The organism is Amycolatopsis sp. NPDC049253, assembly GCF_040678995.1.
Lineage (GTDB): Bacteria > Actinomycetota > Actinomycetes > Mycobacteriales > Pseudonocardiaceae > Amycolatopsis.
The window spans coordinates 197,178-220,054 of the sequence record NZ_JBFAQX010000010.1; the positions used below are offsets into that span (position 1 = coordinate 197,178).

General features: G+C 66.0%; 19 protein-coding genes, 1 tRNA gene and 1 pseudogene. 14 read left to right on the top strand and 7 right to left on the bottom strand.

The genetic code is table 11. From position 1 onward, the window contains the following. Positions 1–855: 855 nt before the first annotated feature. Complete coding sequence (locus tag AB0K15_RS24000) at positions 856–1,416, bottom strand: hypothetical protein (protein WP_364054368.1); 561 nt, start codon at positions 1,414–1,416, stop codon at positions 856–858. A gap of 223 nt (positions 1,417–1,639) precedes the next feature. Between AB0K15_RS24000 and AB0K15_RS24005 the strand changes: the two genes are divergently transcribed. Further along, on the top strand, positions 1,640–2,494 hold the full coding sequence (locus tag AB0K15_RS24005) for a hypothetical protein (protein WP_364054371.1): 855 nt from the start codon (positions 1,640–1,642) through the stop codon (positions 2,492–2,494). 1 nt (position 2,495) lies between these two features. On the opposite strand, the gene AB0K15_RS24010 is transcribed toward AB0K15_RS24005, so the two are convergent. The 4 genes from AB0K15_RS24010 to AB0K15_RS24025 all read right to left on the bottom strand — a co-directional run bounded on the left by AB0K15_RS24010 (position 2,496) and on the right by AB0K15_RS24025 (position 6,665). Continuing rightward, the gene (locus AB0K15_RS24010; RefSeq protein ID WP_364054374.1) at positions 2,496–3,851 is read right to left on the bottom strand and encodes a hypothetical protein; all 1,356 of its coding nucleotides are present in this window, start codon (positions 3,849–3,851) and stop codon (positions 2,496–2,498) included. Beyond that, positions 3,848–4,663: a serine/threonine-protein kinase gene (locus tag AB0K15_RS24015; protein WP_364054377.1), complete on the bottom strand. Its 816-nt coding sequence runs from the start codon at positions 4,661–4,663 to the stop codon at positions 3,848–3,850. Before AB0K15_RS24015 ends, AB0K15_RS24010 begins: the two co-directional genes overlap by 4 nt. Positions 4,664–5,219: 556 nt before the next feature. Beyond that, on the bottom strand, positions 5,220–5,882 hold the full coding sequence (locus tag AB0K15_RS24020; RefSeq protein ID WP_364054380.1) for a YdcF family protein: 663 nt from the start codon (positions 5,880–5,882) through the stop codon (positions 5,220–5,222). Between the two features lie 15 nt (positions 5,883–5,897). Further along, positions 5,898–6,665 carry a GntR family transcriptional regulator gene (locus AB0K15_RS24025; protein ID WP_364054383.1) on the bottom strand — a complete coding sequence of 256 codons (768 nt, stop codon included), beginning with the start codon at positions 6,663–6,665 and terminating at the stop codon, positions 5,898–5,900. A 184-nt stretch (positions 6,666–6,849) separates the two neighbouring features. On the opposite strand from AB0K15_RS24025, the gene AB0K15_RS24030 reads away from it, so the two are divergent. The 9 genes and pseudogenes from AB0K15_RS24030 (at position 6,850) to AB0K15_RS24070 (ending at position 13,325) form a co-directional block, all read left to right on the top strand. Next, the gene (locus AB0K15_RS24030; RefSeq protein ID WP_364054386.1) at positions 6,850–7,302 is read left to right on the top strand and encodes a hypothetical protein; all 453 of its coding nucleotides are present in this window, start codon (positions 6,850–6,852) and stop codon (positions 7,300–7,302) included. 276 nt (positions 7,303–7,578) lie between these two features. Beyond that, the gene (locus tag AB0K15_RS24035; RefSeq protein WP_364054389.1) at positions 7,579–7,827 is read left to right on the top strand and encodes a hypothetical protein; all 249 of its coding nucleotides are present in this window, start codon (positions 7,579–7,581) and stop codon (positions 7,825–7,827) included. Further along, positions 7,811–8,059, top strand: coding sequence for an AMED_5909 family protein (locus tag AB0K15_RS24040; protein WP_364054392.1), 249 nt, complete (start codon positions 7,811–7,813; stop codon positions 8,057–8,059). The genes AB0K15_RS24035 and AB0K15_RS24040 overlap by 17 nt, the downstream gene beginning before the upstream one ends. A 330-nt stretch (positions 8,060–8,389) precedes the next feature. Then, positions 8,390–9,934 (top strand): FtsK/SpoIIIE domain-containing protein, encoded by a 1,545-nt coding sequence (locus tag AB0K15_RS24045; protein ID WP_364054395.1) that lies wholly within the window; start codon positions 8,390–8,392, stop codon positions 9,932–9,934. Beyond that, the gene (locus AB0K15_RS24050) at positions 9,931–10,317 is read left to right on the top strand and encodes a hypothetical protein (protein WP_364054398.1); all 387 of its coding nucleotides are present in this window, start codon (positions 9,931–9,933) and stop codon (positions 10,315–10,317) included. The genes AB0K15_RS24045 and AB0K15_RS24050 overlap by 4 nt, the downstream gene beginning before the upstream one ends. Next, positions 10,317–11,909, top strand: coding sequence for a replication initiator (locus AB0K15_RS24055; RefSeq protein WP_364054401.1), 1,593 nt, complete (start codon positions 10,317–10,319; stop codon positions 11,907–11,909). The genes AB0K15_RS24050 and AB0K15_RS24055 overlap by 1 nt, the downstream gene beginning before the upstream one ends. 17 nt (positions 11,910–11,926) lie before the next feature. Next, positions 11,927–12,145 carry an excisionase family DNA-binding protein gene (locus tag AB0K15_RS24060; RefSeq protein WP_344856989.1) on the top strand — a complete coding sequence of 73 codons (219 nt, stop codon included), beginning with the start codon at positions 11,927–11,929 and terminating at the stop codon, positions 12,143–12,145. Between the two features lies 1 nt (position 12,146). Continuing rightward, a pseudogene (locus AB0K15_RS24065) lies at positions 12,147–12,455 on the top strand (site-specific integrase); the annotation flags it as partial. 18 nt (positions 12,456–12,473) lie between these two features. Beyond that, positions 12,474–13,325, top strand: coding sequence for a site-specific integrase (locus tag AB0K15_RS24070; RefSeq protein ID WP_364054681.1), 852 nt, complete (start codon positions 12,474–12,476; stop codon positions 13,323–13,325). Positions 13,326–13,419: 94 nt separating this feature from the next. Here AB0K15_RS24070 and AB0K15_RS24075 read toward each other — a convergent pair. Then, positions 13,420–13,490: transfer RNA gene (locus AB0K15_RS24075), tRNA-Gly, on the bottom strand. 118 nt (positions 13,491–13,608) lie between these two features. Here AB0K15_RS24075 and AB0K15_RS24080 point away from each other — a divergent pair. Both AB0K15_RS24080 and dcd read left to right on the top strand, forming a co-directional pair. Then, positions 13,609–14,805, top strand: a complete 1,197-nt coding sequence (locus AB0K15_RS24080) for an oxygenase MpaB family protein (RefSeq protein ID WP_364054684.1) — start codon at positions 13,609–13,611, stop codon at positions 14,803–14,805. 154 nt (positions 14,806–14,959) lie between these two features. Further along, positions 14,960–15,541, top strand: a complete 582-nt coding sequence (gene dcd / locus AB0K15_RS24085) for a dCTP deaminase (protein ID WP_220245217.1) — start codon at positions 14,960–14,962, stop codon at positions 15,539–15,541. Positions 15,542–15,681: 140 nt separating this feature from the next. Here the strand turns inward: dcd and AB0K15_RS24090 are convergent, their stop codons facing one another. Then, the gene (locus tag AB0K15_RS24090; protein WP_364054405.1) at positions 15,682–16,872 is read right to left on the bottom strand and encodes an FAD-dependent monooxygenase; all 1,191 of its coding nucleotides are present in this window, start codon (positions 16,870–16,872) and stop codon (positions 15,682–15,684) included. Positions 16,873–16,960: 88 nt separating this feature from the next. On the opposite strand from AB0K15_RS24090, the gene AB0K15_RS24095 reads away from it, so the two are divergent. Together AB0K15_RS24095 and AB0K15_RS24100 are read left to right on the top strand one after the other, a co-directional pair. After that, positions 16,961–17,431, top strand: a complete 471-nt coding sequence (locus AB0K15_RS24095) for a MarR family transcriptional regulator (protein WP_364054408.1) — start codon at positions 16,961–16,963, stop codon at positions 17,429–17,431. 63 nt (positions 17,432–17,494) lie between these two features. Beyond that, complete coding sequence (locus tag AB0K15_RS24100; RefSeq protein WP_364054411.1) at positions 17,495–22,849, top strand: hypothetical protein; 5,355 nt, start codon at positions 17,495–17,497, stop codon at positions 22,847–22,849. Positions 22,850–22,877: the final 28 nt, after the last annotated feature.

Here is a 22,877-nt window from a genome sequence, read left to right on the forward strand (position 1 = left end):
CCCTGACGATGGGTGGCGGTGAAATAGCGGTGAGGGTGTTTTCCTTATTCGGAAAACACCATTGCAGTTATGGAGCGGATGACCATCTCCGGCCCCCACCCGAGTCAGATCCGCTCCGAGCCCGCGCCGGCAGCACGCTGGTCGACGACGTCGCAGGTGGGCCGTCTGATACCGAGAGCGTGGCAAGGACCACTCACGCGAGGTCGAGACGGAGTCATTGGCGTGCCTGGACATGGCGATGCGTCTCCGAAGGCTGCTGGGGATCGAGTAGGCGGCAGCCTGTCGCGCACCAAGCCCCCGGCTGTCTGTGGCGCGAAGGGCTGACTGTTGTTCCCAGCTTGGCGGGAGAAGAAATCGGGGGGAAATGGAGTCGCCGAGTGATGTTGTTGGAACGGTGCCTAGAAAGCTCAGATGGGGTGCTTCCCAAACTCGGGAAGCACCCCATCTGAGCTGCAAGAACAGTTCTTGGAGCGGATGACGGGAATCGAACCCGCGTATTCAGCTTGGGAACCAGGGTGATCATGGCCGATAGTGGTCCTGACCTGCGGTTGCGCCTGCCTGGCGCTGGCCCCTGTTGACCGTGGTTGACTGGCCTCAATGGCACGGCAATGGCACGGTTGGTCGGTTCGAGTCTCCATCGTTCGGGGCTGAGGTGATCTCCTCGCGGCGCGGGTTCACCCCTGCCTGGCCGGGTGGTGCCGGTCAAGGGTTTGCCGGAGGCCGCGTAGCGCCCTTGATCGGTGCCGCTCGGTCTGGCTGCCCTCGGGCGCGCCGTGAGGAGATCACCGGACTGCCGCTCCCCTGATCTCCGAAGCGGTGCCGGGTCCAGGGCAGAGCCCTGGCCGCCGGAGGCCATCACGGGGGTGTGGTGCCCTCGGCTGTGAGGATGATCCGGTGGGTGCTGTCGAGCAGCCGGGATACCGTGTAGTGGCTCGTGGTGCCGATGGCGGGCGGTGTGCCCAGCCAGGTCACTCTGGCCCAGACGTCGTCGAAGCGGACCGTGTACCACCGGTTGCTTCTCGCGATGTTGCTGACGGTGCCGGTCACCGTTGCGCCGACCGCGTACCGGGCTTTGATGCTTGCCCACTGTTCGTTGTCAAAGCCCCAGTGAGCGGCCTGAGGGTTGCGCCAGCGTCGGTCGAGCGGCCAGAGTCGCGGCTGGCACCTGTGCGGCTTGTCGTAAACGCTCTCGTACAGGTCGTGGCGGAGGACTTCGAACTGAACGACTTCTCCGAGGGGTGGCCAGTCCTTGTGGCGCAGGTGCTCGCTGTCGACGAAGCCCAGTACGCCCGCGCCGAGGTCGGCCATCAGGCCGGTGCGCTGTTTGGGATTGAGGTAGTTCCTGATGGGCGCGGAGACGTGATCGCCGATCGGAAACCGGTGGATGACCGCGTCGATGTTGGCCGGTTCTGCCATGTCCTGACTGTGCCACTTGGCCCTTTGGATCGACAGGTCGGATGGCTGGCACTTCGCCGGGGCCGCCGGCCGGAGCGGAGCGGCAGGCCGAGCGGCCCAACGGCGGCGGCGCGCTCGCGCGCCGCCCTTGATCCCATAGAGCCAAGTTCGGCAGCGAAGAATGTCACGGCAAGCACACCATCGGTGCTTGGTATTGCCTATGGTGCGAACGTAGGCTGCAGCAGTGCCCGACACCATGGTTTCCGACCGCGCTGCGTGTGCATCGCGTAGATGTGCCTCGCCTACGCCGTTTGCGAGAGAGGCCGACATGCTTCTACCGCTGGTAGAGGGCTACAAACGTTACGCAGGCCCCGGTGATCTCGTGGCACTGTACGAGGTACAAACGACACGCGGTGTAGTTGACCTTGTTTTCGTCGAGTTTGATTTTGATGTCACGAGTTCAAGGCTTCTCTATGAGATCGATTCGATCACTGACTTCAGTCTTGCTCAGGTAGTCCACGTTCTTTCGAGCACATCGAAGAACAACCCAGAAGGTCTCACCACCGGCGAATTGGCAGCAGCTGTAGGGCTGAGTCGCGACCATATCCGCCGCGCTGTACTTCGGTCGGAGAGTGCTCGGCACTGGGTTGCTGAAGTTTGCGGGCGGTGGGTAATGGCTCGTGAATACCGATCGCCAATCAAGAAAATTGTCGCCGTAGAAGCAAAAAGGTCCGATTGGCGTCGGGCAATTTCACAGGCTGCATCGCATGTGGAGTTCGCGGATATTACCTATGTCGCAATGGATGCAAGCAGGTTGCCAAAGAATGAAAACTGGCGCGGTCCGCTGATCCATGCGGGGCTTGGCCTCGTGGCGGTTTCCGCCTTGGAGGCCGTCGATGACCGACGGTCCCTGTCGGTGCGCAAAGTATTGAAGCCTAGAAGATCCCGGCCTAAGGGACCTTCTAGGCTGGTTGTCGCGGAGCGAATTGTCGACCTCGTACAAAATGGGTCTAAATCGGGGCCCGTCGCTCCAGTGTTCGGCGAGGTGCTGACATCTTCGTGGGGTGACGATCCACGCCTGACACCGGATTTTCAGTGATCTAGACGAGCAGGTTTTTCCAAACACTAAGATGCTTCGGATCGTTTGTCCCCGTAAGTGGAACATTTTTTGCAACTGCGAGCCGTAATGATACTGCGTCATCAACCAACGACTTGACCGCATCCAATCGATTATCTGCCGAGGCAACTTCCGCGGTTAGTCGTGCCGTTTCCAGGAGGTAATGGGCGCCGGCGTTGGGTTTGCTAAACGGAGCGGTCGTCGAGGACGACTGATGCGTACAAAATACACAGCCGCAGGTTCCCGTATTCCCGAGAGCGTGGATTCGATCAGAGGTGTTCTTGTCGATGACATGCAAGAGTGGAGATTCAAACACGCGCGGAGTTGGAGCAGGACGGGGGCCCTTCTGTTTGATCTTAATTACTCTGGTGTCAGCAAATGAACGCTCACCGGTTCCGAGTCCGGTTGAAAGGCCGTGCGCACCCCGCCCCAGTAGTAGCCATCCCGTCAGGCCAGTGTTCGCCGTAATGAGAACCTTGTCGTTTTCATCGAGAACCGATGCTAGTTCGATGTAGCCCGACAAGATTGAAGTATCGAGCAACTGCCCGTATGGATTTGCGAGCAACGGCCATCGGACACGGATATAGAATGTAGATTCATCAAGATCCAAAAGTACGTTGAGCAGTTTTTCTAGAAGGATAGGGTTTGAAAGCCAAGCTGATGGTAGAGTCAGATTAACGGCAAATAGATCCGAATCCTGGACCGCCTCCCTGCACCATTCAGCCTGCTCGCGCACGCTATCGAGCGAACCTGTCGAATTTGCGGGATCAAGCCACAAACCAGGCGAGAGAATGAGCGTTGCTCCTGATTCATACTGGTTTGAAACAACTTCGCTGACCCAGCTCTTCGTCGGTCCATTCGGAAGTGGTTTTGTCAGGTAATCCCAATTCGATATGGTTGATGGGCCGACGTATGGTTGGTCATCTCGCTGATCTCGGAGTGTCTTCCCAAATGAGTCCATTCGAGCAAACGACTCCGGATCCGCGATCTTCAGCGATACATCGGGGATGGAGTTGAAGTATGCCTTTATCTGTTTGGGGCTCATTCTGGGCATAGGGACTACTGCGCCATAATCGATGTAGTCCGAGTACTTAGAGGCGATCTCGTTATAGACCTGCGGAAGGATCTTTGAGTGTTGATGGCTTCTCTGTATGAGCATGAGTGGCTTGGCGGTAATCGTCGCCTCAAATGCTTCCTGACTGGAATTACCCGAAGGCTCGATGTCTAGCGGTTCAACGGATTCGTATCGAAGTTCGTGGTCAAGTTCGTCGGCATCTCCGACGTTATCGACGCTTTCCGAGTCGACGACGAAATGAATCTCATTGTTTTGCTCGTTCACTTAACTGTGCCTTTCCCGATAATTCGAAGTGCTTTGTTTCCTGTGCCACGCTGGTATGCGGGTACTGAAAGAAGCTTCCTGATCAATGTTGCAAGATCGATGGGAAGGCTTTCTGGCATATAGAAATCTCGTGAAAGCAGTTCGAGAGCTTCATTTAGCGTAATCTTTGCCCCGTCGGTAAAGAAGGGATGGTGTCCGGTAGCCAATTCGTATATGACCACGCCTGCGGACCAAAGGTCACTAGCTTTCAGGGCACGTTCGCTGCGCAGTTGCTCCGGTGCCATATACATCGTCGTGCCGATTATTGTGGGGTATTGGGTTATCGAGTCCATATCGAGCAGCTTGGCTGTGCCAAGGTCGAGAATAACCGGATCCGTTAAATTTCCCCCGCGCAGCGCAATATTCTCGGGTTTGACGTCGCGGTGAATCAACTTGGCATCGTGCAGTGCGTTTAGTCCTGAAATTATACCTCGGGCGAATTCACGAAGGGTAGCAGCGTCCGGTCGCCCCTCGGCAATCGTGCTCCTTACAGAGTCTCCGTCGATGTATTCGAACTCAAGCGCAGCATGACGATTTCCTGATATTTCAATACTTCTCGCCAAGAAAAGCTTGACAACGTTGCTGTGGTCAATTCTTTGATGGCTGTCAATCTCTCGCTGAAGCCTGTCTAGACGTTGATTAGGATTGTGTATAATCTTGATTGCACGGCCATGGGAGAGCCAGGATTCACCGAAGGTGCCAGTGCCTAGATACTCTACTGAGTCGTCCTCGAGCGCGGCTGCTATTGCTGCCTTCTCGAACTTTTGTTCCACTGCACGCGATCCTTCGTCGTTTGAATTTCTACCCGCGTGATGACTTATAGGTAGATCGCATCGGGATTCTGCGTGTTACAGCTACTGGTGCAAGGGTTATGCGGTTGAGATGGTCCAGCGTCATTCCGGGCTCTGAGCGTGCCCTCTTACTGCTCTGATCAGGTAATCTTTGGCCCAGGGACTGGCTGAGATGGTTGCCGATGACCTAGAGGTGTACTGTCGACACTCCGCGTCCGGAACCGACGCACCTGCTTCGCGAGGGCTGAGGACGTTGGACGCGCTAGTGTCCTACGGCTCGCACGACAGGCGCACGCGCTTCGGTATGCCCGTGCGTGATGAACGCGAGATCAAGGGTGGCCGACCCGAAAGCTGAACACGCGGCAAAACGCCATCGTTTCGTCCATGTAGGCAACTACGTCGGTTGCATAATCGCCAAGTTGAACCAATGGCGCGTGACAGTTCGGTGCTTGTCGTCGCGTGGATTGACTTCCCGTTACAGTAGGCGTCCGCTCCTTTGGCGCAAGGCGGGTGGTGAAGACGAAAGAATGTGGCCTTACTAAAGTAGGCGGGAATCAAATCCCGCGGACACTAGGCGCTTGTAAGCTACCTGGACGCGAGATGGAATTCTTTGGGCGATAGAATATTCTCGCTGTGCGTAAACGGTAATGCGCTGAGTGTCACCAACGAGCATGTTGACGACGCGGTCCGCGTCGCCGATGCTCTTGATGTAGTCGTCCAGCGGCAGCGGCCGTGAGGCGCAAATGACGTCCACCTCGGGCCAACGCTTTTTGCACGTCGCAAAGGCCCTGCGTTGCTGGTACGGCCGTGAGATCAGCATGACCGACGTGACCTCGAGCCCCCGCGTCTCCAGCAACTGCCTGCTGAGCGTGATGTTGTCCCCAGTGTTCCGCGCCTCCGGCTCAACGAGGATCGCGTCATCCGGAACCCCCAGTTCCAACGCGTGCTCCTGGTAGTGCACAGCCTCACCGCGCGGGAACCGCTCGACGGTCGTCGGCGCGTTGGCGCCCGTGAAGACGATCCGCGGGAAGTACCCCTGCTGGTACAGCTCCGCCGTGTACGTGGCGACGCCGAGGTCGTGGCTCCCCAGACCGATCCCGACGTCCGTGGGCCGGAGTTCGTGGTGCATGTCGTGGTAGTCCCAGAGCGTTTGGACGTCGGCGCGGAGGTTGTCCGGCAGGGTGGTCGAGCGCTCGGTCATGCAGAGACTCCGGAGTCAGTCGGGGAGCTTGAACGTATAGGACCAGGAGAAGCGGCTCGCGGCATGGATGCCACGCGCGAATTCGACGACCCGGCCGTCTGCGGTGAACGTGCGCCGCTGCAACACCATGACGGGCTCGCCGGCCGGGAGTTCCAGCGTCTCGATCTCGTCGGGCGTGGGCATGCGGGAGTAGAAGGTCTCGCTGATCGTGTCGGGTTCGAGGCCCTGGAGAGTGAGGACCAGGAAGCCACCGCCTCGACCGGCCGGCCCCGGAGTGTCGTCGACGAGGCGGGTGCCCTCGACGTCGTTCGGCCGGTAGTAGCTGGAGAGGGTGTGCGTGGGGTGGCCGGCGTCCTTGACCAGGCGCGCACGCTCGTAGACGAGTGAGCCGACGTCGACGCCCAGGGCCTCGGCGATCTCCTTGTCGGCTTCGACCTTCGAGACGGTCTGGGTCTGGTCGGTGGGCTTCCACTCACGGCCGGACGCCTCGCGGTCGGCGATGAACGCCACAGTGTCGCCGTACTTCCACTTGCTCTTGGCGTAGCGGTCGGTGCCGAGGCGCTTCATGGGTGGGCGCGCGCGGACGACGGTGCCGCGCCGACGGATGGGTGTCACCAGCCCTTCGGCCTCCAGGACGCCGACGGCTTTGCGGACCGTGTTGACGTTGACGCCGTACTCCTCGGCCAGCTCCTCTTGCTTCGGCAGCGTCGAGTCCGGGGCGTAGTCGCCCCGCTGGATCGCGTCGCGCAGGCTCGCGGCCAGGTCGCGGTACCCAGTGCCCACGTGGTCCTCCTCTGTCGGTCGATAACGCTAGCGGTATCGGCTCATCATGGTCTACTGAGCGTGTTAGAGATAGTTCTATTGACAAGTTGATCGTCGCAGCCTCTAATAGAACTACCTCTAACGGGGGGTGACGGTCCCACAGGGACCCCAGAGACCAGATGTGACGACAGAAGGGGCATCCACGATGGCCATCAGCAAGGGACACCGGTTCGCGATCGACTTCGACGAGGCTTTCCCGCTCGGCCTGGTGCTGGTCGGCGAGGTCGCGCCGGACAACGAGTACCAGTCGCGGGAGGACCGGGCGGCGGGTCGCCCGGCTCGCCAGCGTGTGGACGAGACCACGGGCAAGCGGCAGTGGAAGGCGACGGTCACCGACCCGAACGAGACCAACTCCAAGCGTGCGTCGTTCGATGTGACGTTCCTGGCCGACGTTCAGCCGGTGCCGACGACGTCCGAGGCTCTGCCGGGCATGCGGCCGATCGAGCTGGAAGGGCTCACCGCCGAACCCCGCGTGGCCGGGAACGGCGAGTTCAAGTACCAGTCCTACGCCTTCCGCGCGACGGGCTTCAAGGCCTCTGCCAGCTCGGTGAAGCCAGCACGCAACGCCTCGACTGAGTCGGCGCAGAAGGCGGCGTGATGAAGCGGGTCCCCGCCGGGGTCGACTTGGTGCAGGCGTGGGAACACGCCTACCGCCGATACGGCGCTGCGTCGGAGTTCGCGGCTCGAGTGGGCCGAGGAGACCACGGTGGGGCTTCCGCGATGGCGGACGCGTCGTGGTCGGTCGCTTCGGCCTGGCGGGCGCTCGCAGACAACCGGGACGACTTGGAGTGGTGGCTCCTCGCAGCAGTGGAGTCCGCCGCCGAGGCGTTCGAGGACCAGGCACGGTATTGGCAGCAAGAGGAAGGACACGAGGGTGGCGTTCAACGCGACCTGGGCCCCGGGCGCGGAGGCGGTCGCCGGGATGCACCAGCTTGGTTCGATGTCGGTCCCGGGACTGGTGCTGTACCTCGACCCGGACAGTTTAGCGATCGCCCCGCCGGCGGATCCGGCGCTGTGGCCGAGGTTCGCCGAGTTCCTTCGCCAGCTCCGCGACGGGGCGGAGCAGCTGGCGGTAGTGGTCGAGGCTCAAGCCGGGGTGGTGCGTGATGGCGACGACGACTGAACCCATGACGCTCCAGGCCGCGCACAACGCGGCAATCGAGCGACGGCCGCCTTCCAACGCCAATCTCACCGCGTGGGTGGCGTTCCACCAGAGCAACGCCCGGATGTACCGCGCTGTCGCGGACATCGACCGGTGGCATCACCACGAGGCCATGTACTGGGTCGGGTACGAGGAACGAAAGGCGGGTGAGGTGTCGGCTCGGATCCAGGCGGAGAAGCCGCGGGCCGAGTAGTCCCAAGTAGACAAACCATAAGTCAAGAGTTTCAGCGAAAAACGCACGCGATGACGTGCGGCGATCAATCACGCCCTCATGCGGCGGACGAGAAACGTAAGGCGCAGAAGCGGAAACCGGCTACCAACCATGCCGCTCCTGCGCTGCCCACAACCAGCGGAAGTGAACAATGACAACGCTAAACGATGACAAACGGCGCGTGTCAACGGGGGTCACCCGGACGCGTTGCTGCTCCTGCAAGCGATTCGCGAAGCTGCTTCCCGGCGAGACGAAGTGCGCGACCTGCTCGGGAATGCTCCCCTTGGACCTCACGTCGCGGGGTGGTCGCTGATGTCGGCCGGGTTCGTGCTCGTGGCAATGGCGGCGCTCGGCGTCGGTGTGTGGGTGTTGCACAAGGTCGGCCGTGCGCTGGCGTCAGTCGCAGAAGCCCTGGCGGCGGCTGCGGTGGTCTTCATTGCGCTCTGGTGGGTGTGCAAGGCCATCGTCTGGGCGCTCGCGCAGCTCGTGACGCGGTGGCGGACCAGTCTCACCGTGGTGGCGGTGTTCGCGTGGTGTGCGGTGTTGGGCTGGGTGTCGCTCGCTGCGGTGCTCGGCGGCGTCGCGCTTTTGCTCGGCGTCTGGTGGCTGATCGATGCCGTGTCGTTCGACCAGTGGTGCTGGCGGTTCTTGCGCTCATGGTGGGCGCGGTGGTGGATGTACAACCGCAAGCTTCCGGCCTGGCTGCACGCCTGCGGCCTGTCCGTGCGCGACGGGTCGTTGCCGGTCGTGGTGGACGTGAACCTGCTTGGCCGCAAGGCCAGTCGCTCGACGTCTCCGGCAGCGACACGGATTCCGAAGGTGCGCAAGGTTCGGTCGGGTGCCTCGTGGGATGAGGTGCGGGTGGAGCTCGTGGCAGGCCAGAAGCCGGAGGACTTCGACGAGGCCGCCCGGGCGTTGGCGGTGGCGCGCAAGGTCGCGCGGTGCCAGGTCCGGGAGGTCGCCCCGAACGTCGTCTCCATCGATTTCCAGCGTCACGACCGGCTCTCGTCGCTCGTGCACTGCCCGCCGCTGCCTGAGGGTGTCGAGGCCGGCAGGGTTGATCTGCGCAACGTCTGGGCTGGGCGCACGGAGTACGGGAAGGACTGGCGGATTCCGCTGCTCGGCTCGGGCGCGCACACGCTGACGGCTGGTGCGTCGGGTGCGGGCAAGAACTCGGTGATGTGGTGCCCACTGGTCGCGGCTGCCTCGGCGATCCGGTCCGGCGTGGTTCGCATGTCGGGTATCGACCCGAAGGGGATGGAGCTGGCCTACGGGCGCGGAATCTTCTCCCGCTACGCGGTCACCGGCGCTGCAGCCCTGGAGGTCCTGAACGGCCTGGTGGATGAGATGGAGTCTCGTAAGCGGGCCTTCGCCGGGCGAGTGCGCACGATCCCGGTGTCGACGGAGTACCCGTTGGAGCTGCTGGAATTCGACGAGATCGGGGCGCTGACGAAGTACACCGATCGCAAGACCCGCGATGCGATCGTGGAACGGGTCGCCCTGCTCACCACCCAAGGCCGTGCACTTGGAATCTCCGTGCGGGGCTACGTGCAGGAGCCGACGAAGGACACGGTTCCGGTGCGGGAGCTGTTCACTCGGCGGGTGTGTCTGCGAGTCACCTCGAAGACTCACGTTGGCATGGTCCTCGGGGACGGCGCATACGAGCGGGGTGCGTGGGCCAATCGCATCGGCGACTCCGAAGCCGGCGTCGGCTACGTCTGGGGCGAGGGCATCCGCGAACCCCTCCGTGTCCGCGCCGGGTGGGTCTCCGACGAGACGGTCAAGGCACTGGAGGACTACGTCACCAACGGCGGGCGTGCCGATCTGAGCGTCCGGGGGATGGGGGTGGCGGCGTGAACAGGCTCATGGTCTTCCTCGACGCCATCCGTGACCACTTGGACCTGCACGATTTGCCGCCAGCGGGGCTGGTGACCGTCAGCACCTGGTCTGAGCCGATCGCGGTTCAGCTCGACGTGACCGACCTGTCGGCGGTTGCGGCCGGCCTCCTGCGGTGGGTGTCCAGTCTCGACGACGTCGCGGCCTCCCTCTGGCGGCCTCGATCGTCCGCCCGAGTCCACTTGATTGTCGACGGCCGGACTCCGTGCGGTGTCCCGGTGAAAGTCTACGGGGCCGTCCCGTTCGACCCGAACACCTTCCCCGATCTCCCGGTAGGAGATACGCAACCAATGCCGGTCCACCTGCTGCGGAGCTGGACGACGCCCGGGGAGGTGGCTGCTTGATGGCCGAAACTCGCGCTGAACGGATGCGCCAACCCCTCGCGGCCGACGTCATCAAGGCTACGGCTGAGAAGCACGGCGTGTGCGTTCGTCCCTTCACGATGGAAGTCGGCGACAAGGAAACCGGGGAGCTGCAATACGTTCCCGTCCCCTGCGGATCCACTGTGGAATCGGTGTGCCTGCCCTGCGCTCGCAAAGCCAAGGCACTTCGGCAAGTCCAGTGCCGCGAGGGCTGGCACATGACCGAGGAACCCGACCTCACAGCAGAGGACCCCACCGAGGACCAGACGGAGCTACTGACGTACCGCGCTGATCTCGTCGCGGCGTACCGGGAGGTGATCGACCACGATCCGGCCGAGGCGGAGGAGGTGAGGGCCGAGGTCGCCGGAGTGGATGAAGAACTCCGGCAACTCGGGGTCCGGGGCCGACTGCCCGCCCTCGACCTGCCAGGGAAGAAACCGGTGAAGCGCTCGACCAAGCGTCGCCAGGACGCGCCCAACCTACCCCGGAAGAAGGTCGCCAAGACGACCGTGGGCAGGGAGTTCGCGGGCAAGTTCCGGCCGTCGATGTTCGTCACGCTCACCTGCGACACCTACGGCCGGGTGCGCTCGGACGGCACACCGGTCGACCCGTCGACATACGACTACCGCCGGGCAGCTCGCGACGCGGTGCACTTCTCCGCGCTCGTGGATCGGTGGTGGCAGAACCTCCGCCGGGTCGTGGGCTGGGACGTGCAGTACTTCGCCACGGTAGAGCCGCAGAAGCGGACAGCACCGCATCTGCACACCGCGATCCGCGGTTCGATCGCTCACGAGACCATCCGCATGGTCACGGAGGCGACGTATCACCAGGTCTGGTGGCCCAACCACGACCAGCTCGTCTACACCGACCGCCTGCCCACCTGGGATGGGCCGGAACGTGGCTTTGTCGACCCGGAGACACGTCGACCGCTGACAACCTGGGACGACGCCGTGGACGAGGTCGAGGAACCGGCGCACGTGGTGACGTTCGGGCGGCAGGTGCATTCCAAGGGCATCCTGGGCGGCACCGAAGAGGCCGGCCGCCACATCGGCTACCTGACGAAGTACCTCACCAAGTCCACGGGCGAGGTCGTCGAGGCAAACGGCGCGGCACAGGTTGCGCACCACGACCGGCTTCACGCTGAACTGGCCATCACCCCGTGCTCGCCGCGCTGCGCGGTCTGGCTGCTCTACGGCATCCAACCCAAGGGCGCCAACGGCAAGATGACGCCCGGGCACTGCAAAGGGCGCGCACATCGGCGGACCACGCTCGGACTTCCTGGGCGCCGGGTGCTGGTGTCGCGGAAGTGGTCGGGCAAGACGCTCGTGGACCACAAGGCCGACCGCAAGGCGTTCGTGAGGCAAGCTCTCGCGGTCGTCGGGATCGAGAAGCCTGAACCCGACCCGGCACGGCTGGTTTGGCGCAAGGTCGAGTCCACCGACGCCCACGTCCCGCCTCGGGACCACCTCGTCATGCGCGCCATCGCCGAACGGATCACGTGGAAAGCCGAGTACGACCGGGCGCTACTCGCGGCGGGACCGCCGGAAACTCCGGCAACTCGGCAAGCGGCCTGATCCGGAAGGGGGAACGGATGGAGACGAAGTACCTGACGGTCGACGAGGCGGCCGAGTACCTGAACACCGGCGTCCGCTTCGTGCGGCGGCTCATCGCGGAACGACGGATCGCCTTCCACAAGGCCGGCGCGCACGTACGGCTGGCGGTGGCCGATCTGGAGGAATTCATGCAATTGGGACGCGTCGAGCCGATCACCCGCGCTTCGGTTCGCCGAGATCTCGGAAGGGCGGCCTGAAATGGCAAACAAGCATGGGCACCGAGGGTTCGGAAGTGTTCGGCAACTGCCCTCGGGTCGCTGGCAGGCCCGATATCCCGGGCCGGATGGCATCACGAGGACGGCGCCCAACACCTTCGAGACGAAGCGGACGGCGGAACGTTGGCTGTCCGAGGTCGAAACGCAGATCGCGCACGGCGACTGGATCGACCCGGAACGGGCGAAGCGCAAGCTCCGCGACTACGCGGGCCAGTGGATCACTGAACGGCCGGGACTGCGCCCGCGCACGGTCGAGCTGTACAAGTGGCTGCTGCGCAAGCACATCGATCCCGGTCTCGGTGGGGTGGAGTTGGGCAAGCTCTCCCCGGCCTTGGTGAGGCAGTGGCGGTCGGATCGGTTGGCGGCGGGCGTTTCGGAGTCGGTGACGGCCAAGTCGTACCGCTTGCTGCGCGCGATCCTGAACACGGCGGTGGACGAAGACAAGATCCTCATGCGAAACCCATGCCGCGTTCGGGGCGCTGACCGGGAGAACCCAGACGAACGGCCGGTGCTCACGGTGCCGCAGGTGTTCGACTTGGCCAGTCGCATGCCGGAGCGGTTCCGTGCGCTGGTGCTACTCGCTGCGTTCGGTTCGCTGCGTTGGGGTGAGGTGACCGCCCTGCGCCGGTGCGACGTCGCCGAGGATGCGGCTTGGGTCCGAGTGTCGCGGGCGATGGTCGAAGTTCCCGGCCGTGGGCTCGTCGTCGGGCCGCCCAAGTCGCGGGCGGGTGTGCGCACGGTGATCATTCCAGCGGCCGTCCGGCCTGACCTGGTTCAGCACCTCAAGACCTGGGTCAAGCGGCCGCAGGACGCGCTGCTTTTCACCGGGGAACGAGCTGGTCATGCGGTCCGCCGGCCGAACTTCAGCCAGCGGACCCGGTGGACGGAGGTGGTGGAGAAGATGGGCCTGAAGGGGCTGCACTTCCACGACCTGCGGCACGCGGGGAACATCTGGGCGTCCAAGGCCGGCACCTCGACCAAGGACCTGATGGCGCGCATGGGGCACGACGACATGCGGGCGGCCCTGATCTACCAGCGGGCGACCAGCGACGCCGACCAGCAGATCGCAGACCGGCTGTCCCGGCTCGTCGACCGGCACCGCAAGGGCATCGAGCCGGAAGACGACGAAGGTGGGGACGGCCTACCGGTTCCGGTCGGCTAATGGCACATTAATGGCACGCGAGAAATGCAAGTGAGACAAAACGAAAGCCCCAGGTCCACAGTAGACACCGTGTGACCTGGGGCTTTCGCATGAGAGCGGATGACGGGAATCGAACCCGCGTATTCAGCTTGGGAAGCTGATGTTCTACCATTGAACTACATCCGCAGTGCCTGGCCAGCTTACACGGGGGCGTGGCCGGTGTGTCCAGTGGGGCGTGGGTTGACGGCGCCGGGGGCAAGTGACAACACTTGTTGTCGGACGGGTGGCGGCGCCGGAGGTGGATGTGGTGGACGACCCGGTGTTGTTCCGGCAGGGCGGGATTCGGCTGGTCGCGCGGTTGCGCGGGGTCGAGGGGTTGCGCGCTGGGGATGAGCAGGTGCAGCGGCTGCGGGAGTTCGCGCAGCGGCAGGACGCGCCGGCGGATGCGTTGGTGGAGTGGTTCGGGCGGGATGCCGGGAACCGGGCGCGGTTCGAGCGGGCGTTGGTGCGTGGGGTCGGGGAAGAAACCGGCGTTGAGCTGCGGGAGTTCATGGCGGGTGTCGAGGCGACGCCGTATTGGGTGGATCGCGCGAGGCTGGAGCGGGGGGCGCGGGCGATCACGCGCGCGGGGTTGCTGGGGTTGTTTCCGCTGGGCGACATGTCCTTGATGGGCGGGTATCTGGCGTCCCGGGCGACGAAGGCGTTGGTGGGGACCGGGGAGATCGAGTACCGGGCGCCCAAGCGGCTGGTGGAGACGGCCGCGTGGTGGATCGACGTCACCACGCCCGGAGCGATGGCGCGGAACGCGGCCGGGTTCAGGGCGGCGGTGCGGGTCCGCCTGGTGCACGCGCACGTGCGGCGGGCGATGAACCAGCGCGACGACTGGGACTACGAGCAGTGGGACCGGCCCGTCAACCAGGTCCAGACCGCGGGCACGCTGCTGCTGTTCTCGCTGGTCTACGTCTTCGGCACGCAGCTGCTCGGCGTCCGCTACACCGAGCGCGAGCGCGCGGACATCCTGCACCTGTGGCGCTACATCGGCTGGCTGATGGGCGTCGACGAGGAACTCCTGCCCGCCGACGAGGACGACGCCTGGCGGCTGCTCTGGCTCCTCGCCGCGACCGAGTTCATCCCCGACGACGACTCGAAACGCCTGGCCAAGGCCCTCGTCGAGAGCCACGCCGCGATCGGTGAGGGGCGTGGGGCGGCGGGCAAGGTGCTGGCGCATGTGAACGTCTCGGTGCATTCGGCGATCAGCCGGCTGGTGCTGGGCAAGGAGAACGCCGATTTTCTGGAGCTGCCGGACGACCCGGTTGCGCAGGCCGCGGTCGTGGCGGTGGCAGGGGTGAACTTCGCGGCGGAGACGGCCCGGCGGTTCATTCCAGGGGCGACGGCGCTGCAGGAGCTGCTTGGTGGGCTGGGGCGGCGACGGTATTTGAAGCGGGTGCATGAGGTGTTCAAGGTGGATACGTCGTATGGGAGTGACGAGCGCGCTGCCTGAGCTGACCGTTTCGGGGCTGAAGGCGCGGGAGCCTCGCGGGGCGTGGGGCAAGAGCGGGGTGGACCCGGCTGGGAGCGGCGGGTTCGGTGGGCGCGGAGATCGTCGGGAATGGGCGGATGGTGGGTCGGCGCCGTGGTGACGTTAGGCTGCGTCCGTGCTGCTCAGTGACCGTGACCTCCGCAAAGAGCTCGATGCCGGCCGGCTCGGGATTGATCCGTTTGATGCCGCGATGGTGCAGCCGTCGAGCATTGATGTGCGGCTGGATCGGTTCTTCCGGGTGTTCGACAACAGCAAGTACACCCACATCGACCCGCAGCTGCAGCAGGACGAGCTGACCTCGCTGGTGGAGAAGGAGGGCGAGGAGCCCTTCGTGCTGCACCCGGGCGAGTTCGTGCTCGGGTCGACCTACGAGATGGTCACGTTGGCCGACGACCTCGCGGGCCGGCTCGAAGGCAAGTCGTCGCTGGGGCGGCTGGGGTTGCTAACGCACTCGACCGCGGGGTTCATCGACCCCGGCTTCTCGGGGCACATCACGCTGGAGCTGTCGAACGTCGCGAACCTGCCGATCACGCTATGGCCTGGCATGAAGATCGGCCAGCTGTGCATCTTCCGCCTGTCCAGTTCGGCGGAGTTCCCGTACGGCTCGAAGGAAGCGGGCTCCCGCTACCAGGGCCAGCGCGGCCCGACGCCGAGCCGGGCGTACAAGAACTTCCACCGCGTGGACACCTGGCGCTAGACCGCCCCACGCGGCGCCCACTCGATGTGGCGACCCGGGCGGGCGGCACCTGAAACGCCCGGATGCCGCGTCCGGAGTGCGTGGCGCGGGACGCGGCCGGGTTGGGAGTGCAGGGGTGTCGACCGCGCGGATACCTGGCGTTAGGCCGACACCGGAGCCGCCCAGTCGATGCGGTGGTTCCACATGAACGCGTTGGGGTCGGCGCCGCCGGGGTGCTTCAGGGCGCGCCGGATGAAGAAGTCGCGGGCGACGCGGCCGAGGAAGCCTGGTGATTTGTCGTCGCCGTTGCGTTTTCCCCGGGCCACCACGGCTTCCACCCGGGAGCGGCGGAGTCTTTCGAACGTGGACAGCGCAGCGGCCGGATCTGTGACGTCGCGGAGGCACCGTGCGAGCGTGACGGCGTCCTCGATGGCCATCGACGCGCCCTGGCCGGCTGCCGGGGAGGTCGCGTGGGCGGCGTCGCCGATGATGCCGATGCGGCCGCGGTGCCAGATCGGCACGGAGGGGAAGTCGTAGGTCGGCCACGGGGTGTAGAGGTGCTCGGTGGCGCCGATGATCTCGGCGGCGCGGGTGCGGTCGCCGCGCACCAGGGCGAGCAGGTCGGCGCGCCACGGGGCGCCGTTCGGGACCGGTGACGACGGGGTCGGCTCGGTCGCGCGCGGGACGTTGGCGAACCACCACACCGACCCGTCCGGGTGCACGACGTGGGCGAAGAACACCTTGCGGCCGAACACCATGTGCATCACGCCCGGCTCGTCGTCGAGACGCACGCCCGTGGTGAAACCGCCCGTGTTGAGCAGCGGGACGTAGCGCGGCACCGGCGCGGCCGGGTCGAGGATCCGGCGCACCCTCGAGCGCAGGCCGTCGGCACCGATCAGCAGGTCGCCGGCCTCCGTCGAGCCGTCCGCGAACACGGCGGTGACCTCGGACGACGTCTGTGAAGCGTCCGCGAGCCGCCGGCCGAACTCAGTGCGCACCCCGCGTCGGGTGGCCTCCTCGCGCAGCGCGACGTAGAGGTCCGAGCGGCGCACGGTCTGGCTCACCGTGCCGTCGGGCAACGGGCCGCCCAGCGGGAACTCGGCCAGCCGGTTTCCGTCGCGGAGCCCGATGCTCATTCTCGGTGTGTCGAAGCCCAAGCCTTTGACCAGGTCTTTCAGCCCCAGCGGCGCCAGCGCGTCGAGCCCGTTGACGGCCAGCGTGAGGAACGCGCCGACTCCCTCGGCCGTGCGGTCGTACGCCTCGAACAGCACCGGCTCGTGGCCCACCTCGTGCAGCGCGATCGCCGTGATCGTGCCCGCGATACCCCCGCCCGCGATCAACACCCGCGACATCCTTCGCCCCCTCGTATAGTTCACCGTCTCGAATATTTCGATGTATCGAATAATTCCGGTGATCGAATGATGCGCTAGGCTGACCGTCGTGTCAACCGAGCACGAGAAGCTGGTCGACGAGCTGCTGCTCAAGTCGCGGGAGCTGTCCACGGAGACGGTCATGTTCCACACCGCGATCGGGATCCTGCGCGACCTCTCCGCGGTGGAGAGCAAGGTGCTCGACTACGTCGCGCGCCTCGGTCCGCTCACGCCGAAGGAGCTCGCGGAGTACGCGGGCCTGGCGCCGGCGTCGATCACCGCGCTGATCGACCGGCTCGAGCGCAAGCAGATGGTCACCCGCTCCCCCCACCCGGACGATCGGCGGAAGGTGCTCGTGGGTGTCGAGGAGGAGACGATCGAGCGCGCCGTGTCGCTGTGGGACCACATCGTGGCCGCGACGCGCGAGCTGGCGAACGACTACTCCGAAAGTGAACTCCGAACGGTGATCGGGTTCCTCGAAAGAGCCGCGGCCGTCACCCACGAGTCGACCTTGCGCCTCACCAGTCGCTCGCTGGAGTGAGTTGCGGCCACGGCCGGGTTGGAAAACGCGATTCGTTCACCGGTTCGTGGAAAGCTCGCGGACATGGGCTCGGCCGGGAAACGTCTGCTCGCGGTACTCGGCCTCCTGGCCACTTTTGTCGTGCCGGCGCACGCGGACACCGTCAAGGGATTGCAGCAGAATTACCACCAAGTGGTGTACGGCGATTTCCTCTACGCCGGCAACAGTGTGGTCGAGTGCACGCCGAGTGACGCCGACTGCGCGAAAGCCGCCAATCGCGAGACGAAAAAGCCCGCCGCCGATTTCGCACTGCGATGGTCCGATGTGGACTCCGACGCGAGCACGTTCGACTCTTCCACCGCGTCGGTCACGATTCCGCCGGGCGCGAAGGTTGCGTTCGCGCGGCTGAGCTGGGGTGGCACGAGGACGGGGTGCACGAGCCCCGCCGGCGCGCCGAACACCCAGGCCGTTCGGTTCTCGGTCGGCGCAGCCAAAGCCGATGTCACGCCCGGGTCCTACGCCGAGGACGCCAAGTTCTACTCCGCCTACGCCGACGTGACCGGTCAGTTCGCGACGGCCCCGACCGGCGCGCCGCTCACCCTCACCGCGGCCAACGTCTGGACCACCGCCGGCCGCGGGTGCGGCGGGGGCTGGTCGGTCGCGATCGTCTTCTCCTACCCCGCGCGCGATCCGCAGTACGCGCCGGCCAAGCGCGCGATTTACGTGTACGACGGCCACGTGCCGCAGGGCGCGAACGGTCCCGCCACGACCACCACCGTCACCGGTTTCCGCGCGGCCTCGGCCGACGCCCACGTCGGGGTTACCGCCGAAGGCGGCGACTGGGGCACGGCCGGTGACCGCTTTCTGATCAACGACAAACCCGTCGCCGAACCCGGCACCGGCGCGTCGGACAACTTCTTCGTCGCCAGCACCGACAACGCCGCGAAACCCGACGTCAAGAACACCTTCGGCATCGACGCGAAGGCGTTCAGCAGCGACGCCGTGCCCAGTGGTGCGACCAGCGCGAAGCTCGCGTTCAGCACCGCCGGCGACGATTTCGTCGCGCAGAACCTCGTGTTCTCCGTCCCCGTGCCGGATCTGCAGCTCGTGACCCACGCCGATCCGCCGCGCGCGCACGCCGGCGACCAGGTCACCGTGACGGTCGGCGTCACCAACCCGAACGACACCGCCGCCACCGGCGTCGAGGTGACCGACGAGCGTTTTCCCGCCTGTGCCAAGAAGATCGGCGAGCTCGCCGCGGGCGCGACCACGGGTTACCAGTGCACGGTGACCGCCCCGGACGACGACGTCACGAGCGCCGCGAAGGTCACCGGCACCAGCACGCTCGGTGACGCACTCGACGGCAGCGCCACCACTCGCGTCGACGTCGTGCACCCGGCGATCACGCTCGCGCAGCAGGTCGACAAGCCGGCTTATCGCGCCGGCGACCCGGTGACGTTCACGGTCACCGCCACCAACACCGGTGACGTCCCGCTCCACGACGTGGCCGTGACGGATGCGAAGGTCGGCCCGTGCGCGCGCACGATCGGGACGCTGGCGCCGGGCCAGCACACCACCGGTACCTGCACGGCGAAGGCGCCGGTGCCCGACACCAGTGCTTCCGTTGCCGGCACCGATCCGCTGGGCAAGACGGTGACGGCCAACGCCGGCGTCAAGGTCCCCCTCATCGCGCCCGCGCTCGACGTCACCAAGACGGTGGACCCCGCCGTGGTCCACGCCGGTGAGCCGGTGACCTGGACGATCACGGTGCGCAACACCGGCGACAGTCCGCTGAACCCCGTGGTCGTCACCGATGCGACCACGCCGGAGTGCTCGCGGACGTTCGGCGTGCTCGCCGCCGGCGCGCAGCAGAGCTTCCCGTGCGTGGCGAACCCGGCGTTGACCACGACGAACACGGTGACGGCGACCGGCACCGACCGGTCCGGCCAGCCCGTCACCGACACCGCCTCGGCCACGGTGAAGGTGATCCACCCGGCGTTGTCGCTGACGAAGACGGCCGTGCCCGCGCAGGTGCGCGAGGGGGACCGCGTGACCTTCACCGTCACGCTCAAGAACACCGGCGACGCGCCGCTCGACGACGTCGCCGTGGCCGACGATCGCACAGCCGGCTGCGTGCGGAAGTTCGGCACGCTCGCCCCGCAGGCCACGCAGACCTACCAGTGCGACCTGCTGGCCCCGGGCGACGACTTCACGGACCCCGCCGTCGCGACCGGCAAGGATGAGCTGGGCAAACCGCTCAGCGTGACGGCCGATGCGCCGGTCGACGTCATCCACCCCGCCGTCGCGGTCACGGAATCCGCCGCGCCCGCGCAGGTGCGCGAGGGGGACCGCGTGACCTTCAGCGTCACGGTGAGCAACACCGGTGACGTCGAGCTGGACGAGGTCGCCGTGACCGGCAGCCAGGTCCCCGACTGCGTGAAGCAGCTCGGAATCCTGGCACCACAAGGAAAACAGACCTTCACCTGCACCACGGTGGCCGGAAACGACGGCTTCACCAACTCCATGACTGCCACCGGAACCGACCCGACCGCCCGCACGGTCACGGCCTCGGCCGACGCGAAGTTCACCGTGCAGCACCCGGCCGTCACCCTCGGCAGCACCGTCCAAGGTGGACCCTTCCGCGAGCACGACAGCATGCCGCTCCAGGTCACCGTCAAGAACACCGGCGACACCCAGCTCACGAAGCTGCACGTCACCACCGCAGCCCGCGCCGACGCCTGCGCGCAGGACCACGACACCCTGGCACCCGGCGCCACCTGGACCTTCACCTGCACCACCACGGCGCCGGCCGACGACGTCACCGAGTCGCTCACCGTCACCGCCACCCCGCCGGTGGGACCGCTCGTGACGGCGAGCGCGGAAACCGCCATCGACGTGATCCACCCCGCCATCGCCGTCACGCAGATGGTGGCGCCGACGGTCACGAGGCCCGGCGAGCCGGCGACGTTCACGATCACCGCCATTAACACCGGCGACACCGAACTGCACGACGTCACCATCGAAGACCCGGCAGCAGCCGAATGCACCCGACGCCTCGGAACCTTGGCCCCGCAAGCGAAACAGACCTACACCTGTACCCACTCAGCCGGCGACGACCTCGCCAGCACCGCGAAGGCCACCGGCACCGACCCGTCGAACCGCCCGGTCACCGCGACCGCCGACGCGCACCTCGACGTGATCCACCCCGCCGTCACGATCACCCAGTCGGCCAAACCGCAGCAAGTGCGCGAGGGGGACCAAGTCACCTTCACGATCACCGTGAGCAACACCGGCGACGTCCCGCTCACCAAGGTGTCCATTGCGGACGACAGGACCCCGGCCTGCGCCCGCCCCGGCGGCACCACCCTCGCCCCCGGCGCCACCGACCACTACACCTGCACGGCGCCAGCCGGCCCCGATGGCTACACCAACACCGCGAAAGTCACCGCCACCGACCCGCTCGGCGGCACCGTCACCGCGACGGCCGACGCCGCGTTCATCGTCGTCCACCCCGGCCTTTCGCTCACCCGCACCGTGCACGGCGGTCCCTTCCGCGCCGGCGACGCCGTGACCACGACACTCACCGTCACCAATACCGGCGACTCACCCGTCACCGCCGTGCGAGTCACCGACGACCGGACGCCGGCGTGCGCCAAGACCTTCGCCACCCTCGCCCCCGGGGCGAACCAGTCCTACGACTGCACCTCACCCGCCCCCGCCGACGACACCGTGCTCACCGCCCGCGTCACCGGCGCCCCCACGACCGGTCCGGCGCTCACCGCGACCGCCGACGCGAAGATCGACGTGATCCACCCGGCGCTCTCCGTGAAACCCGTTGCCGCCCAAGCACAAGCGCGACCCGGCGACGACGTCACGATCACCGTGACCGTCGCCAACACCGGCGACACCCCGCTGACGAACATCACCCTCACGGGCTGCCCCCACACCGAGAACCAACTCGCGACCGGCGCCGCCGCGACCTACACCTGCACGGTCAAAGCCGCGCCCGACGACTTCACCACCACTGTCAACGCCACCGCCAACGACCCGACGACCCGCCCCGTGACCGCCTCCGGCACCACGAACGTCGACGTGATCCATCCCGAGCTCGCGATCATGACCGACGCCGAGCCGTACCAGGTCCGCGAGGGCGACACCGTCACGTTCTCCGTGCTGGTGAAGAACGTCGGCGATGTCCCGCTCACCAAAGTGTCCGTTGTGGACGATCACATCACCGCCTGTGCCCACGACGTCGCCACCCTCGCGCCCGACGCCGAGGAGACCTCCACCTGCACCACCGTCGCGGGCAAAGCCGGATTCACCAGTACCACCAAGGCCACCGGCACCGATCCGACCCAGCGCACGGTGACGACATCAGCGCAAGCGTCGTTCGAGGTGCTGCAGCCGAAACTCACCGTCACGAAAACCCGCACCGAAGGTCCCTTCATCCCCGACGACTCCGTGCGCTTCGACCTCGTCCTCACCAACACCGGCGACACCGAACTGCACGACGTCCACGTCACCGACCCCCAGGCCCCGGAGTGCACGCGGACTTTCGCGACGCTTCCCGTCAACGGCATCCAGCGCTACCCGTGCACCACCACCGCGACCGGTACGACCACCGACACCACGCAGGTCACCGCCACCCCGTCCCGCGGCGCCCCCATCACCACCACGGCGAGCAACCCCGTCGCCGTGATCCACCCCGGGCTCGCCGTCACGACCGATCACCTCAACCAGCCCATCCGTCCCGGTGACCCCGTGACGTACCTGACGACCGTCCGCAACACCGGAGAGGCCGAGCTGCACGACGTGACCGTCCGCGCCGCCGACCCGGCCTGCGCGTTCACGCTGCCGAGCCTCGAGCCCGGCACCGAAACCCTCCGCGCCTGCACCCTCACGGCCGAAACGACGGCCGTCACCGAAACCACCGCCACCGCCCAAGACCCCGGCGGCCACCAGCTCACGGCGACCACCACCACGACCACCGACGTCGAGAACTCGACTGCCCCCGAGCGAGCCCAACCCACCCCACGCCCGGCTCTGAACCTCACCGAACGCGCCGACCCCACGGCCAACCCCGGCGACACCGTCACCTTCCTGGTGAGCGCCGCCAACACCGGCACCACTCCGCTCACGCTCGACGGCCACCACCTCGACCCCGGCAGCCGGCGCGAATGGACCCGGACCGCCACCGCACCCAGCGGTGGCACGCTCACCGACACCGTCGAAGTCACGGCTCACCCCGAAGCCGCGAACCCGCTCACCGTCCGCGCCGCCGCCACCGTCCGGATCATCGACCCCCACGCACGAACGACCGCGCAAGTACCGCCGATCCCCGGCCCCGATCCCGACCGGACGAGCTACGGGTTGGTCAGCCTCGCCCTCCTCGCCGCGGGCGCACTCCTCCTGCGCGTCACCCGCAGGCCACGAGCGTGAGTTGAGTCTCCCGCCGGCCGACGACCGC

Coding starts and splice junctions, on each gene's coding strand:
- AB0K15_RS24030 (WP_364054386.1), top strand. CDS start 6,850: ATGGCCATCAGCAAGGGACACCGGTTCGCGATCGACTTCGACGAGGCT.
- AB0K15_RS24020 (WP_364054380.1), bottom strand. CDS start 5,882: ATGACCGAGCGCTCGACCACCCTGCCGGACAACCTCCGCGCCGACGTC.
- AB0K15_RS24060 (WP_344856989.1), top strand. CDS start 11,927: ATGGAGACGAAGTACCTGACGGTCGACGAGGCGGCCGAGTACCTGAAC.
- AB0K15_RS24000 (WP_364054368.1), bottom strand. CDS start 1,416: ATGGCAGAACCGGCCAACATCGACGCGGTCATCCACCGGTTTCCGATC.
- AB0K15_RS24090 (WP_364054405.1), bottom strand. CDS start 16,872: ATGTCGCGGGTGTTGATCGCGGGCGGGGGTATCGCGGGCACGATCACG.
- AB0K15_RS24040 (WP_364054392.1), top strand. CDS start 7,811: ATGGCGACGACGACTGAACCCATGACGCTCCAGGCCGCGCACAACGCG.
- AB0K15_RS24055 (WP_364054401.1), top strand. CDS start 10,317: ATGGCCGAAACTCGCGCTGAACGGATGCGCCAACCCCTCGCGGCCGAC.
- AB0K15_RS24045 (WP_364054395.1), top strand. CDS start 8,390: ATGTCGGCCGGGTTCGTGCTCGTGGCAATGGCGGCGCTCGGCGTCGGT.
- AB0K15_RS24100 (WP_364054411.1), top strand. CDS start 17,495: ATGGGCTCGGCCGGGAAACGTCTGCTCGCGGTACTCGGCCTCCTGGCC.